Here is a 15,762-nt window from a genome sequence, read left to right as displayed (position 1 = left end):
ACGAATGGGCTTTCCGAATGTGAATTGGTTTTCAATGGGTCTCCAGTTGGAATTCATTTAAATAACGCGCAGCGCCAAGCGCTGGCGAGTGCAGTGGGTGGGTGGAAGACCTCACTTTAGTCCGAATTAACAATTGTTAATTTCGATTCTGGGAGGGCATGATATCCTAAATCATGATCAAAACGGCCCAACTCCGCTCCCTTCTTGCCAATTATAAAGACCTTTTAGCAACCGATGAGTTCGCTAGTTTCGAAAAGGAAGTGGAGCGTTTGCTGGCGTACTACGGGGACATGCTCGCACAGCTCTCGCCAGGTGAGGAGCGCGGTCGCAAAGTACATGCGTTGATCAACGAACAAGAACAGCAAAGCTCCCACATTAAAACGACCTGCCAAAAAGGTTGTGGCGCCTGCTGCCATTTGGAAGTGGAGATCACTCGGGATGACGCTATTATTTTAGCGAATTCTTTAAATGATGGATTGGATCTGGATTTCGTTCGCCTGCGAGAACTTTCTTTGCGCGAACGTTTGGATTCCGCTTGGGCGCAGGGATGGGTCGTAAGCAATCGCTGTGTGTTCTTGGGTCCCGATAATGCCTGTCGAAATTATGCAAATCGTCCCTCGGTCTGTCGCAAACATTCTGTCGTGTCGCCGGTCATTGAATGTCAGAAATTGGGTGGGAAGCCCGTTCCAAAAGTAATGCCCATGGCAGAAATCATTATGAGCGCGGCAGCAAACCAGGCGGACAATGACTTTGCTTCACTGCCTAAAATGCTTCAACGTGAGCTGGATCGCCGCCAAATTGAAGAACCCGTGTTGCCACTGCCGACGCGCCTTCCAGAAGAAATTCTATAATTTTAAAACTGCCGTGCTTCCTTTTGGAGGAATTCGATAATCGTGTTGAGGCGATTGTCTTCCTGTCGCTTGGCTCCGGATAGAAATGTAAAACTGACCGCTTTAAATTGCGCCGAAGGTAGCAGTTGCACAAGTTCACCACTGGCAAGTTCGGCTTTGACGGCAAAATGAGGAAGAATTCCCACTCCCACGCCGGCTGCAACCAGGCTTTTCAGGGAGAGCACGTCATGAACCTGAAATTTGTTTTGAACCCGGACTTCGAAGCTTTGCTTGTTCAGCTGAAACGATTTTTCTCGGGAAGGTCTAAAGACAAAGACGCCCTCGTGTTGCAGCCACTCTAGGATTTCTTTTTCGGATTTTCTGGTGGGAGCTAAGTTGCTTTTGCAATAGAAACCGAATTCTGCATTGAAAAAGGGACTGCGATATAAATGGCCAGCTCCATCTGCGCCCACGCGGATCGCAAGATTAATGCGTTCCTTTTCCAGGTTCATCAATTGATCAGAAGAAATCAGATTTAAGCGCAGCTTGGGGTGCAAGGCCTGCAGACGTTGAAGTGCGGGAATCAGGCAGATTTGCATAAAGTCTGACGGCGCAGAAATAGTAAAGGATCCGGTCAAGGCGTCCTTAAGGGAGGTTTCTTTAAGCTGAAGTTTTTGTGAAGCCTCAAAAAGAGCCTGGCAGGATTCAAAATAGACTTCTCCCTCAGGAGTCAGGCTGACGTCACGGGTTGAGCGGAACAGAAGTTTACGTCCCACGCGCTTTTCCAATGAAGACACCTTGCTGCTGACTACCGATTTGGAAAGCCCCAGGTGCGTTGCTGCCGCTCGAAAGCCATGCAGAAGCGCCACATGGTAAAAAACAAGCCCCTCGTTTGTCAGGTCAATGATATCCTTATTGTCCGTCATAGCGGACAGTCTGTACCAATCTTGTGGGATACTCAAATGGAAAATAGTTGGTAGATTTACATTCAACGAAGCAACTAACTTCTGAAGCGTACAAACGTCTTCAGATACAAAAAAGGAATCTCAAATGACAAAGTTATTATTGATCACAGCTCTTCTTATTTCTGGTGTGGCAGCTCATGCCATCGATATCCCGAAGGGATTCAAGCAAGAGAAAGTCGAAATCAACGGCTTTAAAATGAATGTTTATAAAGGCGGTACGGGCTCTCCAGTTGTCTTGCTGCATGGAATGGGCGAATCGGCTTTGATGTGGGAGCCGGTGATGAAATCTCTTTCTTCGAAATATACATTCATCGTTCCGGATCTTCGCGGGGGCGGTTTAAGTGAAGCACCAGAATCTGGTTACACCAAAGCTGCGATGGCAGATGATGTGAAGGTTCTATTGGATCACTATGGTATCGCGAAGGCAGATATCGTAGGTCATGATATTGGGTTGATGGTCGCCTATGCCTTCGCGGCAAAGTACCCGCAAATGACGACTAAATTGGTGGTTATGGATGCGTTCTTGCCCGGTATAGGTCCCGGCGATGATATCTATAACAGTCCTGACATCTGGCACTTCCGTTTTTATGGCAAAGATGCTGAAGCATTGGTGAAAGGCCGTGAGAAAGCTTATCTGGATCATCTTTGGACAACTTTTTCTGCAGATCCAAAAACGTTTCCGGATGCAAAAAAGAATTATTTCACAAAACAATATGCAGCACCAGGACACATGAGAGCTGCGATGGAGTGGTTCAAAGCGTTTCCGCAAGATGCTAAAGACAATAAAGAACTTTCCAAAAATCAACTAACGATGCCAGTTCTTTCTATCGGTGGCGAGAAAGCCATGGGCGGCCCTTTAGCTGCCACAATGAAAATCGTTTCTCCGAATGCGCAAACAGTGACTTTGAAAAATGTGGGTCACTGGTTGATGGAAGAAAGTCCAAAAGCGACTATCGAAGCTTTGGATAACTTCTTGAAAGAACCAAATCGCGTAAGTGCGAACTAAATTGCTTGAGTTTTTACTCTTAAGAAGATCCCTGCCGTAAGCGGGGATCTTTTTGTTTACGTTAAGGCTCAAGCTTGGTCGTTCTTGTGCTTCGAGGGTTAGTTTGTTAAGGTCGCTTCATGGAATTTACTTGGCTGGGTACTGCAGGTTTTATTGTGAAAGACAAACAGGGTGAGATTGCTTTCGATCCCTTCCTTTCCCGTGGAAAAGGGGCGCCCGCTCCCTTCACAGCAGCTAAATCCTTCGCCAATACGCAGGCCATTTTTGTGGGTCACGGTCACTTTGATCACACTTTTGATATTCCTGATATAGTTCAGAACTCCGACGCCCAAGTTTATGCCCCGGGATTGACAGGGCAGATTTTGAAAATGCGGGGAGTTCCAGGTGGTCGTCTGACCAGTGCTGATAACAAAGAAACGCTGTTTAAATCCTTTAACATGAGAGCTTTTAAAAGCGCGCATGTGAAATTTGATATTCCACTGGTGTTATCGACCATCAAGCAATGCAGTGTAAAAGATTGCATGCATATTTGTGGTTTGGGCTTGGGGTATCCTAAAGGTTTGGTGCAGACCTATTACTTTGAAAGTGGTGGTAAGAAGTTCTTGTTCATGAGCTCTGCGGGTGCGGATCAGCGTGAACTGGAAATGTACCGAGGATTGGAAATTGATTACTTGCTGGCGCCCTTGCAAGGCCACAGCCGCATTCAGGAAATCGCTGCCAAGCAGACGGCAATTATTCGCCCAAAGGTTGTTATTCCTCATCACTGGGATGATTTTTATCCGCCGTTAACTCAGAATGTGTCGGTGGAAATTTTCCGCGAAAAGTTAAAGCATGTTGAATTTAAAGGCGAGGTGCTGGAAATGCCTCTTTTTAGCAGCGCGCAGCTTTAAGATTAGATTCAAAATTTTCATATAAAAAGGAGAAGACTTTCATCTTCTCCTTTTTAATTTTAAGCCGTCAGTCTTTTAGTTGTGCCAAGGTTCGAAAGCTGATGTCAGACCTTTCATTTTGCCTTTTAGCTCTGGGATGTGGCGACCGATGACTTTTGCAAGAGTGCCTTCGTCATCAATCCATTCCATACCAGTCTTCGTGTAGTGAGCGGCATTGTAATCATCCGTAAAGAATCTGTCTGCCATCAAACGACGGGAAGCCATCAAGATAAAGATTTGGAACATCGTCTCGCCGAAACCAAATTGGGCCGGGCGAACTTCCTCAGCGCAAGTTCCGACAAGAAGGTCGATCAACTCGACGTTGTCGTTACCGTTCGCATCGCGACCGTAAACGCTATAGAATTTGTCGCGAATCGCAAGTTGTCTTGCGTCCAAGGGTTTGCCAGCAGGGAAGAAGTCTGTGTACTTTTTGATTGGTTTCAAACCAATGCCTCTTCTGAACTGATTGTAACGAGGGACACCGCGCTCGCGATCACGCATCACATCGACCAGTGCCAAGTCCATTTTTTGGTGGCCTGGAATTTCTAGTTCTTGCATAAATTTTGGGAAGTTGTTCAGAACCAATTGACCTGGGTGTTGTACGCCGAATGAGTAATACAAGTCTTTTAGGTCATGAGAGGCCATGATGCCATAGCTGTTATGGTTACGAGTGTTCGGGAATGGAACGGCTTCAACTTTTTTAGGTTGAGCTAAAGTTCTGAATTCCAAGTTTTCTGGCAATAAAGAGTGCAGACGATAAACTGATGTGAACTCTTCAGTGATACTGAAAGGAACGCCATAGTTATTCGCTTTACCACCAACGATACCGCCGATAACATAGCTTTCTTTTACGCCTTTAAAGATATCTGCTTTGTTCATGCCCGGAATAAGTTTAACAACGCGGGACCAAGTCTCCGGATTTGCAAGCCCGTACCAGTTCGAGTACATGGCTCTGCGCAAAACCGGATTGGGCAGGATCGCTGGAGTCCACTCTACTGTATGAATTTTTGCGAGGATTGCGGAGTTGATCAAACGTGCCGTTTGGAAAACTTGCTCGTCCACTTGTTGTTGGTTCATTTGACGGATATCTGAACCGTTTTTCCACGTGTACATTTTTGTTTTTGCATCGTAAGTCACATGCTTTGCCATCAATTTGTTTGCGATAGCATTGTGCTCTTTAACGAAAAGAGTGTGAAGCATGCTCAAACCAACCCACCAGTTGTCACGGAAGCCTGTTGCTTCGTAACCATTGTTTTGGCGGTTGTTTGCAGGATTCAAAGAGTTGTCTCTTGGTAAAAGTTCGCGGCCGTTAACCGTTTCCGTTCTCATTTTACCGAAATATCCCGTGCGCAATTTAAGTTGGTCTTCTTTGTTGCTGCCATAAATCTGAGAAGCATCCCACCAGTGAGAGACGTCATTGGCAGAAACTTTATCAAAGCCATCTTTGTATTGAGCGTGAGTGCTTGAATTGTCTTTCGTTCTGTCGACAACGTGCTCAACGCCATCTGGACCTTTCACGCGATAAGGATTTTCCACCTTGTTCGGACCGTGAGTCAGCCAGTCATGATTCATGAATTGAATCCATACGCCAGCGATCATGTTCAAGAAAGGAACAGGTTTGAATTCATCACGTGTGAAGAACTCTTTAGAAACCAAGGCGGGATTTGGAACCATGATTTTATTGGGAGCATCTTTGTCGATAAAGTCTGGAGAAACGTTGCGACCGAAAGCGACGCCGGCGGCACCGATGTGACCATCTTTAAGATCCGTACATGAACCATCAGCAGATCTGAAGTTCGTGTTCGTTTTAGAACAATCTATGGGAGCGTAACCAAAGTAACCGACATGCGGGTCATGAAGGTTGCCAGCCAAGAGGCTATCACGGACTTTCTTTAGGACGAGCAAACCAGAGATTTCATTTTTCTCGGACCACGTTGTCCAAGGGGTGTCGGCCAAGGATGAACTGGGTGCGCGACGCTCTTCATCGGTCATTGTTGGAACGGAAGTGTCGTGAATATATTTTGCACTTGGATTAACGGGACCATGTGTGCAAGACGATAAAACCATACTTGAACTGATCAGAACGGACAGAATACCTTTTTGATTCACGCAGACTCCTTCATTAGCTTTTAACTTTGTTTGAAACGCAGACCGTTTAAGGATAAGCGAAAATATTCATGCTGCACAAGATTCTGCGAGGTCCAGACGTAGGATCAGCGGTTACTATGAGTGCTCAAAAAAAGGGTCCGTGAGTTTCAGATAGTCTGTGCAAACAGAAATTGATGTCTGCTACAGTATCAGCTGGAGGCGTGATGAAGAAAAAGGTTATCTATGGAGCGGTCTGTACCCTTGCTGTTTTCGCTTCAATCGCCTACCTCATCGATGATTTTCAGTCGGATTCTAATCCGCGATTCCCAGCCTCGACACCAGAGAATTATAAAGCTCTTAGTGCCTGCGAAAAGCAGGAGGTTTTGTGGAAGCAGATTCAGGAGAGCGCCTATAAGCAACTTCCGGATTATAAAGCCCTCGGATTGACTCAGATCATTGGAATGGGACGACAAGAAGTTGCGATCAAGGGATCTCGCTTTGATGATTTTGCTCCAAAAGGCTGGACGAAATTTCTGCACGCCCGGGCGAGCATCACAAAAGTTAAAATCGTACCTCATCAAAATAAGTATTCAGGTCTTTTTCAAGGAGCGGATTGTGGTCTTCTGAGGTTGTCGCTGACTTCGGCGGTGAAATCGGGAAGACCGGTGGCGCCAGGTCTGGCTCTTAAGTTATTACGTGATGGAACTTTTAGTACAAATGTATCTGCATTGGTTTCTTTAGATGGCCAGGACCAGGACTATAACTTTTTTAAATATCCGATGTCTAATATTGTGCCTATCGGGACTTCCATTGGCCAAAAACTGGTTCATAAAATCTTCCTGAACGCTTCTCCATATCCAGAAGAGTTGGCGATTCGGGGATTCGCTGAGCTGGACCAGAAAGGACATCTGGTTACTGATGTAAGATCCCCTCGCCAGGTTTTCTTTGTTCCATCAGAAAAATTGACGTTTTCGTCTGACCCTCATGACGTCAGAAATGATTTTGTGACGATTCCGGTAAACACCGTGATTTACCAGATTCGTGCTGTGCCAGAAAAGTATAAAGACTTTAACTATGCAGACTATGCCCCTGAAAATGTGAAAAGACTGCTGCAGGATTCTGAATTGGTAGCGGATGTTGTAACTACGTCTGAATTTGTTTCGTCATCCTTTGGGGATGATGGAATCTTTTTTAGGCATCAGCTGAAACATAGATAAGATTTAAAACGATTTTTATATTTGCTCTACGGAGAGGAGTTTCGATTGAAAAGGATTTTACTACTCGCTTTGACAGTTGTTATGGCGTCGTGTGCAAGCACGCCACGAGAACCTCAATCGGAGGTGACAGCAGCTCGCACGCCTTCTGCGGCTGACCTGACTGGAACTTATCTTGGTGAGGGACTATTTTCCAAACGTACGACGGGAATTAAGCGTCCCGCAATGCGCCTTTATATGGAGCGCTCTCAAACTGAAGGCGATACTTATTATGGCGTTCTTTTGGAATACGACCAATTGATGAATATGGGGCTTCCTTATATGGCCAGCCAAAAAGCTCCGATCTTGAATAAAGTGGTGGGTTATCTGGATAAGATCGCAACAAGAATTTCAGTTTATAAATTCGTCCCTGGTGTGAACGCCGGCACTTATGAAATGCACAACGTGGAAGCGCGCAATGGTAACCTTGTAGTGGATCCGAAAGTGGCATTGATGCTTCATTTGAAAAATGGCATCAGCAATCCGTTGGCGGGTGCTAATATCGCTGGAGATCCGGATGGGCAGATCGTATTTCCTGATGTAGTGGACACAGGCAAAGGCGGCGTTCTTTCAAGTATTAACGATGCTTTAAGTTTCACGCAGTTAGAACTGGCCACATTGGTTTACCAAAAAGGGCATTTGGCTTCCAGCTGGCGCGGTAACTGGAATGACCTTGAAGGTTCTTATCTGTCAGAGTACGGCCGTTTCAAAGATGGCGTGTTAGAGCTTTCGACTCAAAAGGGTCAAAAGAAAGCTAAATTCATTAAGACGAATACGACAAAAGCTAAGTACTTTACGAATCCTAAATCTGGAAATATCGAAGGTGATTACGTTGTCGTAGAACCGGTTCCAAAAATGTACGTGTTGGTTCCAGCAAATGGCAGAGCTCCAACGGCGAGTGATGCAGAAATGACAAACCGTATTGGATTGTTCCTGGATGTGTTTGATGGTTCGGCTCCAGAGGCGGGAAGTCATCTGGTTACGGAACTTGCATTCACAGCTCCACGTGATGCGGAAGATTTCATGATGTATTACGAACATCCTCAGCATCTTAGAAATGTCGGAGTCGAGCCGAAGAAGTAATCTTGATTTAAGATAGATAAATCGAAACCCACAATCCGAAAGGATGTGGGTTTTTTATTTTCTTTCTTGTTCAGAGAGAAAGCGACTAAGAACGCGACTGACAGGTTTCCAATGTTTGGTGAAGTGATGTCCACAATCTCCAAAGATATGCACTTGGATGGGTTTTCGTTCGCTGACTAAAACTAAGTCCACGATGGCAGCTTTCAAATCGATGACTTTATCGCGGGCTCCAAGAATGGCGACGGCAGGAATATTTAAACCTTTAAGGGCTCTTAAAGTATTGTCGCTGCGATATGAATACCAAGTCGCATAGGAAAAGCCATTCCACCTCGTTTTGGATTTGGGCTTTTTATAAATATTTTTAATGGCGCGCTCATAAGAAAGCTTTTCTTTAGGACTCGCATTGCTGAGTTCCTCTTTAAGCCAGCCTCGGGTTCCGCCGCCAATCATTGCGATGGAAACGATTCGTTTGTCTTTACTGGCAACGACGGGAGTGTTGTAGGCTCCTTCGGAGTATCCTATTAAGTGAATTTTATCTTTAGGTGGAATAACTTCCTTGAGTGTTTGAAGGGCGTCCTGAATGCGTTTTTCGTGACGAAAGGATTTTTCGAAGACCTTCTTATCGACATGATCAGCTTCAACACCGGGTTTATTGATCACTAAGAAATTATACTTTTTGGACATGTGAGCGCCGATAAGACCGACAAGTTCTTGGCGATCGCCGTGCCGAAATTCAGATCCTGACTCCGGCAAAAAAACCACCCATTTGTGGGAAGTACGCGAGGCGAGGGAATAACATGCCAGAAGTGTGCGATGGCCTTTTAAACTGATGATCTTTGTTTCGTACGACATCAGTAGATTGAAACTTTATTCTTAAGATTGGACAATGGAAATTTACGACAGCAGGACTAGGTCGCAGGGGATCGCATGGAAAATTTGATCCCCAGAGAACGTGCGGCAAGAATTAGTAGAAATACTTCATTTTGATTTTAACAACGGTATCTTCTGTCAACTCAACGGCGCATTTTGAAAATGCCGGAGCGCCAACTAAAATAGTTGGATTGTTCGAAAACCCAAAACCTTCGCGCGGGTAGCCCAGTACTGTGTTCAACTTTTTATTTCCATCTTCATCATGAAGAACTGCGATGGCGTATTTCCCGACAGGCATGTTGTCCAGTGTGAATTCCAATTTTGAATTTTTCGGAACAGGAACATAAAGAGTTTTGATTGCCTTGTCGGCATCACCTGGAAAAGCACGCTGTTCTCTTTCATGAAAAACGCTGACGGCGGCAAAGCCTTTGGTATTTCTGAAACCTTCAATAGTAACGGTTGCGGCATGGGATACTGCCATTAAAGAAAAGAATGCAGTTAGAAAAGCGAAGAATTTCATGGGTGCTCCTTATAGGCAGAGTTCTTTCAAATAGGGGGCCTAGGGTCAAATGGTCTTGAATTAAAATGAATCCATTTAGCATGGGGCGTAAACTCTGCTGACATTAATTACAGCCCTTGCCTCTAAAAAAAGAATGAAATTCTGACTTTTTGCCCTTTTCATAGAGGGCGCAGTCTTCTTTTCTTTTTTGTTCATTCGCGAGCATCATGTCTTGAAAGGACGGGGGATAGCCCCGTTTCTGGTAAAAAGCCTTCTCTTTTTCAAAGAGGTTCTTTTCCAAAGAGTCAGAAACGCCTTCAAAGAGGAGAATTGTTTTTATGGTTTCCTTGGGCATATAGGTTGGCATCTGGTCCTTCATAAAACCTAGAAAGCGGAGCCCTTTTCCCAAGGTCGCTTCCGTGCCTAACCACCAGGGTTCATAGAAGGTGTAGTCCTTTTTGATCATCCATTCATAAATGCATTGCAAGATTGAGTCTTGAATTCTTACTTGTCGCAACAGCGGATAGAAAGTTCCCTCGGCCAAATATTGAAAGCGGGGATCGACTTCGATGTCATAGGGAGCAAACAACGTTGCCTGAGTGACTCCCAAGGATTTTGGATAGGGTCCGTCTTTAAATTTACTGACGTGGCTTCGGTATTTTGGAACGATCAATTTACCGTCAGAAGCTTTATCAAATGCATAGCGCACGACTTCAGAGCAAAAGGCTCGATCATAGTGACTGTCATCCATTGCAAAATCATATTCAGCGTGAGTCAGACCCCATTGATAAACCAGACGGGCGGCTTTCTTGGCCAAAATTTTATCCGGCAATCTAAACAGGGCAACGCGGGAATCTTGTGCTTTTCGCCATTTATCGAGAGGTGTTACGACGACACCCTCTTGAATCAGGGATTCCACGATTTGTAGCTCGCCCTTGTCATCTTGTCCGACAATTGCCAGATGCGAGAAGTTTCCTTCTTCATCGCCGATTCGCGCGATCATCGCAGAAACAAAGCTTTTCCCGCGAATTAAAAGGACATCTCCGGGAGTAAGTTCGATTTTATCAAGTGAGGGATCTTTCAGGACGAAGGGAAATGATCCCGCAAGGATCGGGGTTTCTTCAAAGGTGATGACTTTGTTATGCACCATCCACTCGATAATGTATTCGTTTGTGAAGCGGGCGTACTGCAGGCCTTCGCGAATTTTTAAAACGCAAGCGTCAGTAAGGTTGTTCGCTTTGTCGAAATCTTTTAGGCGCTCATGCAGTTTCAGGCGCAAAAGAAATATCTTTTGAATGATGGAATCACCGTTACTTTTCAAAAATGCAATCTCTTGTGGATTGTGGGGGACTAGTTGGTCTGCCGGCAGATAGAAAAGCCAGTCCGTTATTTTGTTAATATAGGTGGGACAAGTCTGTGAATTAAAGACATTGTCGTTACCCAAATCTTTGAGCACTTGATCTATGCCGGATATCACCATTGAGAATGTTGTTTTCTCATTGGCTTTGTCTGGTGTAGGAGCTGCCAAAACTTTTTGTGACAGGCAGAAAATCAAGACGATACCGAACCAAAAATTAAGACGGAGAAACATGAGACCTCTCAATTCAATGGCGTCTGTATGTTCGCAGACGAATTAGAATTCTGAAGAGAAAACCGTTTTCTGGTGTCACCCTTTGTAACATGAGAAAATTCTATGTGCTAGGCCTGATGACTTTGATCTTTACCGTCAATTCATGGGCTGCTGAAAATCGAAGACCTAAGATTGGCTTAGTCCTCGGTGGTGGCGGGGCTCGAGGCATTGCACACGTCGGTATTATCAAAGTTCTTGAGGAAAACAGAATTCCCGTTGATTGCATCGCCGGGACCAGCATTGGTTCCCTCGTTGGTGCTTCCTATGCTGTGGGCGCAACCCCCGAGGAAATGCGTAAACAAATCAGTGACGCCAATTGGGGAAATATGTTTTTGGCAAAAGCGCCAAGGCAAGCTTATCCATTCCGTCGTAAACAAGATGATAAACTTTCAATGTTGGGTGTTGAAGTCGGACTTGCTGATGGTGGTCAATTAAAACTTCCTCTCGCTGCCATCAGTACGCAAGAGATTGAGTACTTCCTTCGCAATCTTACCTACGGCGGAACTGTCGCGAACTTTGATAGTCTGCCTATTCCCTATCGCGCCATTGCAACGGATCTGGCGACGGGGGACATGGTGATCATGAAGGATGGAGATTTGGTCACCGCCCTGCGCGCGAGTATGGCGGTACCAGGAATATTTCCGTCTGTGCCATCTAAAGGACATATTTTGGCCGACGGAGGATTGGTTCGAAATCTTCCTGTGGATGTCGTAAGAAACATGTGCGCTGACGTGGTCATCGCAATTGATGTTGGAGCTGCCCCCTTATCTCAAGGAGAAATCACCGGAATTTTCTCGGTGATGGATCAATACACGCGTTTGATGATGATCCAAAACGTAAGACCTCAAGTGGCGGGATTGAAAGATAAAGACGTTTTTATCGCTCCTCAGTTTGATGCTTTGGGATCCATGGACTTTGATCAAAGTGACAAATTGATCGAGGTTGGAAGAGTGGCTGCAATGAAAGCATTGCCCTCTTTGCGTCGATACTCGGTATCAGAGAAAGAATATGCTGCTTGGGCCACAAATCGCATCAGCAAAAAGTTGAAACCCAAACCTATTCAAAAAGTCACTGTTGCCGATAGTGGTTGGGTGAATGCTGCGACTCTTAAGGACGAGCTTAAAGTTCCCACGGGTGTAAATCTGAACATTGACAAATTTCATGATCAGCTGACTCAGCTTTATGCGACCGGGGATTTCAGTCAGCTTGATTACGAGCTTTATGACAGCGGCGCGGGCCAGGATCTGTTGGTTTTGCCGGTGCAAAAAAACTGGGGACCCAATTACTTGAATTTTGGTTTAAGTCTGGGAACTGATTTTGAGAGTTCCTATCCTTGGAATTTAACGGCAATGTATCGCAGAACTTGGATAAATAGCTTAGGGGCCGAATGGAAGAGCATTCTGCAAATGGGTAATTCCTCGATGTTCTATACTGAGTTCTATCAACCCACAACGGCGGGTGGGAATGGCTTTGTCGCTCCATATTTCCGATATTACCGAATCCCTTTGGCTTTGTGGCAAGAAGGCGATGAAGTCGCAAAGTACAAGTATTCGAAATTGTCATTTGGGGCTGACGTGGGAGTCGGATCCGAAATTGGAGAGTTCCGATTTGGTCCAGCTTTTAATGAGTACAGTGCTTCAAGGAATATTGGTTCATCTATTCTTCCCAATTCGCGCACCGATGATTACGGTCTTCGCTTCAACTTCTTTTATGATCAGCTTGATAATTATTTCTTTCCTTCAACCGGGGCCTATTTGGATCTTTATGGATACTATTCAATCGGCGCCTCGGAGGACATCGATAATTATGGATTGTATGGCTTGACCTTCCGTGGCGCTATGACCGCGGGCAAAGGGGTATTTCAATTCACACTGAAAGGACAAACTTCCACTGGTGATAATGGAGTGCTCGCGGATGTCAGTTGGCTGGGAGGTTTTTTGAATCTTTCGAGTTATCGTTATCAAGAGTTGATAGGGGATCAGTTCGCTTATGGATCCGTTCAATACTATCGGCGCATGCCTTTTTTATCGGGAAGCTATTGGGGAGCTGCTCTGGAAACAGGGCGGGTCTTCAACTATTTTGACAAAAAAATTGCGGACGAGTGGCATGTGTCGGGAACGGGATATCTAGCGTACGACAGTATTCTGGGGCCGATGTATCTGGCGGCAGCCTATGGGGATAATAAAACGTGGAGCTGTTATTTCATGTTGGGCAAACAGTTTTAGATGTTTTTGTGCAGGCGCTACGGATTGCCATGCTGGTGGAAAGTTTAAGTGCTAGAAATATTTTACGGCAAAAATTCAGAATCATAACAACCTCACCTTTTAGGAGCTGAGCATGAATGCGTTTATAAGAAGGGCATTGGGAATAGGTCTGATTGCGATGGGATTTGCATCCTATGCGCAGGCCGAAGCAAAACTTGAAATCTATGGTTTTACGCAACTTGATTATATTCAAGATTTTAACCGCGTTGATCCGAAGTGGCAGGACACTTTACGCCCATCCAAAATCGCGCCTACCGACGGTGCCTATGGTAGTGATGGACAAGCTTCACTCAGTGCCAAACAAAGCCGCTTGGGTATACAAACCTGGCTTCCATTAAGCGGTGAAGATCTTTTCACGAGATTAGAATTCGACTTTTTCGGAGTGGGATCTGATGAAGGTCAGACGACACCTCGTTTGCGTCATGCTTATGGTCAGTGGGGTAGTTGGCTTGCCGGTCAAACGAATTCACTGTTCATGGACGGAGACATCTTTCCGAACATGCTCGATTATTGGGGGCCGATTGGTATGGCCTTTTACCGTAATCCACAAATTCGTTGGACTCCGATGCGTGGGAATCAATCCTTGTCGATAGCCATTGAAAGACCAGGCGACGATATTGATCCAGGACAAGTTAGAACTATTGACCCGGATGTTGTCACCAACGCTCAAAAAGATGAAAAGTTGCCAGACCTCACCGCGCAGTGGAAGTCAGCTGGCGATTGGGGGCATTTTCAAATTGCTGGCATCGTCAGACAAGTGGGATTTGAGACTAAAACTGGTAATCATGAACCAAGTGACAGTAAAACGGGTTGGGGCGTAGATGTTACCGGAAGTGTTAAGACGGGCTCTGGGAAAATTATGGCCGGAGTGGTTACAGGTGAAGGTATCGCAAGTTATATGAATGACGGTGGGACGGATATGGGGCCCGAAGGATCATTAGGAAATCTTTCGGTAAAGGTCGTTCCATTGACAGCATTCCTTGTTTATTACGATCACAATTGGAATGAAAAGTTGATGTCGACGATTGGTTTTTCACAAAGTGAAGTTAAGAACACAGATTTGCAAAACGACGATGCCTTCAAACGTGGTCAATATGCTTCGATCAATTTGGTTTCAACTCCAGTTAAAAACTTCATGTACGGTGGAGAATTTCTGTGGGGAAGTCGCATGAGTAAGGATGATACGACAACTCATGATCAACGTATTCAAATTACCATGAAGTATAGCTTTTCAAGCTTAGATTTTAAATAAGAACAGATAAATCCAAGGAGAGGATATGAAACTAACAATAGGATATGTTTTTATGTCGATCCTTATTTTCACCAGCAGCAGCTTTGCTGCTGATAAGAAAATGAAGATCCACATTCTGGCGACGGGTGGAACGATTGCCGGTGCGCAAATGAAAGCCGGCGAGTACGGGTATAAGTCAGGTACTTTCAAGGTCGAAGACCTGATCGCGGCAGTTCCGAATATGGGCGACCTTGCAACTCTTACAGGAGAGCAAGTGGCTAATATCGGAAGCCAGGATATGAGTGACGAAGTTTGGTTGAAGCTTGCGAAACGTGTGAACGAAGTTTTGAAATCGGATGCTGACGGTGTAGTCATCACTCATGGTACAGACACGATGGAAGAAACGGCATTCTTTTTAAATCTTGTGGTTAAAAGCGATAAGCCAGTTGTGTTGGTCGGTTCGATGAGACCGGCAACAGCGATCAGTGCAGATGGTCCCGGCAATTTGTATAATGCAGTCGCGGTGGCGGCGAGTCCTGGAGCAAAAAAACGTGGTGTTCTGGTTGTGATGAATGACGAAATTCACCAGGCACGGGCCGTGGAAAAAATGAATACGACGAACGTGGAAACATTCCACAGTCCTGAGCGCGGCCCCGAGGGGTACATCAACACCGGCAAAATTTCTTGGTTTGAATCTTCCAACAAAAAGCACACTTCAGGATCTGAATTCGCAGGTGTTTCACTCAAGAATCTTCCAAGAGTGGACATCATCTATGCTCATTCCAATATGTCTCCGGACTTGATTGAATCTGCAGTAAAGTCAGGAGCCAAAGGTATCGTCGTGGCTGGGGTTGGTGATGGCAATATGAACCAGGCTTCATTGACGATTTTGGAAAGACTGCAAAAGAAAAATGGTTTGCTGGTAGTTCGAAGCACTCGGTTACCAACTGGCTTAGTTCTTCGCAATAACGAAGTTGATGATGACAAAGCGGGGTTTGTGGCTTCAGGAGAGTTCAATCCGGCTAAGTCTCGTGTGTTGGCTCAGTTAGCTTTGACGAAAACAAGCGATCCAAAGAAAGTTCAAGAAATGTTCGAGAAGTATTAAAAGAGAAAC

General features: G+C 45.3%; 13 protein-coding genes. 8 read left to right on the top strand and 5 right to left on the bottom strand.

What is annotated here, in order from left to right; all coding sequences use genetic code 11:
- Positions 1–173: 173 nt before the first annotated feature.
- Positions 174–851, top strand: a complete 678-nt coding sequence (locus DOM22_RS15620) for a YkgJ family cysteine cluster protein (protein ID WP_142701273.1) — start codon at positions 174–176, stop codon at positions 849–851.
- A 2-nt stretch (positions 852–853) separates the two neighbouring features.
- On the opposite strand, the gene DOM22_RS15615 is transcribed toward DOM22_RS15620, so the two are convergent.
- On the bottom strand, positions 854–1,756 hold the full coding sequence (locus DOM22_RS15615) for a LysR family transcriptional regulator (RefSeq protein ID WP_142701272.1): 903 nt from the start codon (positions 1,754–1,756) through the stop codon (positions 854–856).
- A 124-nt stretch (positions 1,757–1,880) separates the two neighbouring features.
- Between DOM22_RS15615 and DOM22_RS15610 the strand changes: the two genes are divergently transcribed.
- Both DOM22_RS15610 and DOM22_RS15605 read left to right on the top strand, forming a co-directional pair.
- Entirely contained in the window at positions 1,881–2,801 is a 921-nt protein-coding gene (locus DOM22_RS15610; protein WP_142701271.1) for an alpha/beta fold hydrolase, read from the top strand.
- Positions 2,802–2,920: 119 nt separating this feature from the next.
- Entirely contained in the window at positions 2,921–3,691 is a 771-nt protein-coding gene (locus DOM22_RS15605) for an MBL fold metallo-hydrolase (protein ID WP_142701270.1), read from the top strand.
- Positions 3,692–3,766: 75 nt separating this feature from the next.
- On the opposite strand, the gene DOM22_RS15600 is transcribed toward DOM22_RS15605, so the two are convergent.
- The gene (locus DOM22_RS15600; RefSeq protein WP_142701269.1) at positions 3,767–5,839 is read right to left on the bottom strand and encodes a peroxidase family protein; all 2,073 of its coding nucleotides are present in this window, start codon (positions 5,837–5,839) and stop codon (positions 3,767–3,769) included.
- 203 nt (positions 5,840–6,042) lie between these two features.
- Between DOM22_RS15600 and DOM22_RS15595 the strand changes: the two genes are divergently transcribed.
- Entirely contained in the window at positions 6,043–7,035 is a 993-nt protein-coding gene (locus tag DOM22_RS15595) for a hypothetical protein (protein ID WP_142701268.1), read from the top strand.
- Positions 7,036–7,080: 45 nt separating this feature from the next.
- Complete coding sequence (locus DOM22_RS15590; protein ID WP_142701267.1) at positions 7,081–8,154, top strand: hypothetical protein; 1,074 nt, start codon at positions 7,081–7,083, stop codon at positions 8,152–8,154.
- 54 nt (positions 8,155–8,208) lie between these two features.
- Here DOM22_RS15590 and DOM22_RS15585 read toward each other — a convergent pair whose 3' ends face one another.
- The 3 genes from DOM22_RS15585 to DOM22_RS15575 form a co-directional block, all read right to left on the bottom strand.
- Positions 8,209–9,006: an alpha/beta fold hydrolase gene (locus DOM22_RS15585; protein WP_142701266.1), complete on the bottom strand. Its 798-nt coding sequence runs from the start codon at positions 9,004–9,006 to the stop codon at positions 8,209–8,211.
- A 112-nt stretch (positions 9,007–9,118) separates the two neighbouring features.
- Positions 9,119–9,544, bottom strand: coding sequence for a DUF2141 domain-containing protein (locus DOM22_RS15580; protein ID WP_142701265.1), 426 nt, complete (start codon positions 9,542–9,544; stop codon positions 9,119–9,121).
- 103 nt (positions 9,545–9,647) lie between these two features.
- Positions 9,648–11,114, bottom strand: coding sequence for a YiiX/YebB-like N1pC/P60 family cysteine hydrolase (locus tag DOM22_RS15575; RefSeq protein WP_142701264.1), 1,467 nt, complete (start codon positions 11,112–11,114; stop codon positions 9,648–9,650).
- An 89-nt stretch (positions 11,115–11,203) separates the two neighbouring features.
- Between DOM22_RS15575 and DOM22_RS15570 the strand changes: the two genes are divergently transcribed.
- From DOM22_RS15570 to DOM22_RS15560, 3 genes are all read left to right on the top strand, one after another.
- Complete coding sequence (locus DOM22_RS15570) at positions 11,204–13,378, top strand: patatin-like phospholipase family protein (RefSeq protein WP_142701263.1); 2,175 nt, start codon at positions 11,204–11,206, stop codon at positions 13,376–13,378.
- A 112-nt stretch (positions 13,379–13,490) separates the two neighbouring features.
- The gene (locus DOM22_RS15565) at positions 13,491–14,669 is read left to right on the top strand and encodes a DcaP family trimeric outer membrane transporter (protein WP_210415641.1); all 1,179 of its coding nucleotides are present in this window, start codon (positions 13,491–13,493) and stop codon (positions 14,667–14,669) included.
- 25 nt (positions 14,670–14,694) lie between these two features.
- The gene (locus tag DOM22_RS15560; RefSeq protein ID WP_142701262.1) at positions 14,695–15,753 is read left to right on the top strand and encodes a type II asparaginase; all 1,059 of its coding nucleotides are present in this window, start codon (positions 14,695–14,697) and stop codon (positions 15,751–15,753) included.
- The last annotated feature ends 9 nt before the right edge of the window (positions 15,754–15,762 follow it).

The sequence above is a fragment of the Bdellovibrio sp. ZAP7 genome (assembly GCF_006874645.1).
Taxonomy (GTDB): domain Bacteria; phylum Bdellovibrionota; class Bdellovibrionia; order Bdellovibrionales; family Bdellovibrionaceae; genus Bdellovibrio.
This window is presented reverse-complemented; position numbering and strand designations above follow the sequence as displayed.

Coding starts and splice junctions, on each gene's coding strand:
- DOM22_RS15615 (WP_142701272.1), bottom strand. CDS start 1,756: ATGACGGACAATAAGGATATCATTGACCTGACAAACGAGGGGCTTGTT.
- DOM22_RS15620 (WP_142701273.1), top strand. CDS start 174: ATGATCAAAACGGCCCAACTCCGCTCCCTTCTTGCCAATTATAAAGAC.
- DOM22_RS15565 (WP_210415641.1), top strand. CDS start 13,491: ATGAATGCGTTTATAAGAAGGGCATTGGGAATAGGTCTGATTGCGATG.
- DOM22_RS15580 (WP_142701265.1), bottom strand. CDS start 9,544: ATGAAATTCTTCGCTTTTCTAACTGCATTCTTTTCTTTAATGGCAGTA.
- DOM22_RS15585 (WP_142701266.1), bottom strand. CDS start 9,006: ATGTCGTACGAAACAAAGATCATCAGTTTAAAAGGCCATCGCACACTT.
- DOM22_RS15560 (WP_142701262.1), top strand. CDS start 14,695: ATGAAACTAACAATAGGATATGTTTTTATGTCGATCCTTATTTTCACC.
- DOM22_RS15605 (WP_142701270.1), top strand. CDS start 2,921: ATGGAATTTACTTGGCTGGGTACTGCAGGTTTTATTGTGAAAGACAAA.
- DOM22_RS15610 (WP_142701271.1), top strand. CDS start 1,881: ATGACAAAGTTATTATTGATCACAGCTCTTCTTATTTCTGGTGTGGCA.
- DOM22_RS15570 (WP_142701263.1), top strand. CDS start 11,204: ATGAGAAAATTCTATGTGCTAGGCCTGATGACTTTGATCTTTACCGTC.
- DOM22_RS15575 (WP_142701264.1), bottom strand. CDS start 11,114: ATGTTTCTCCGTCTTAATTTTTGGTTCGGTATCGTCTTGATTTTCTGC.
- DOM22_RS15595 (WP_142701268.1), top strand. CDS start 6,043: ATGAAGAAAAAGGTTATCTATGGAGCGGTCTGTACCCTTGCTGTTTTC.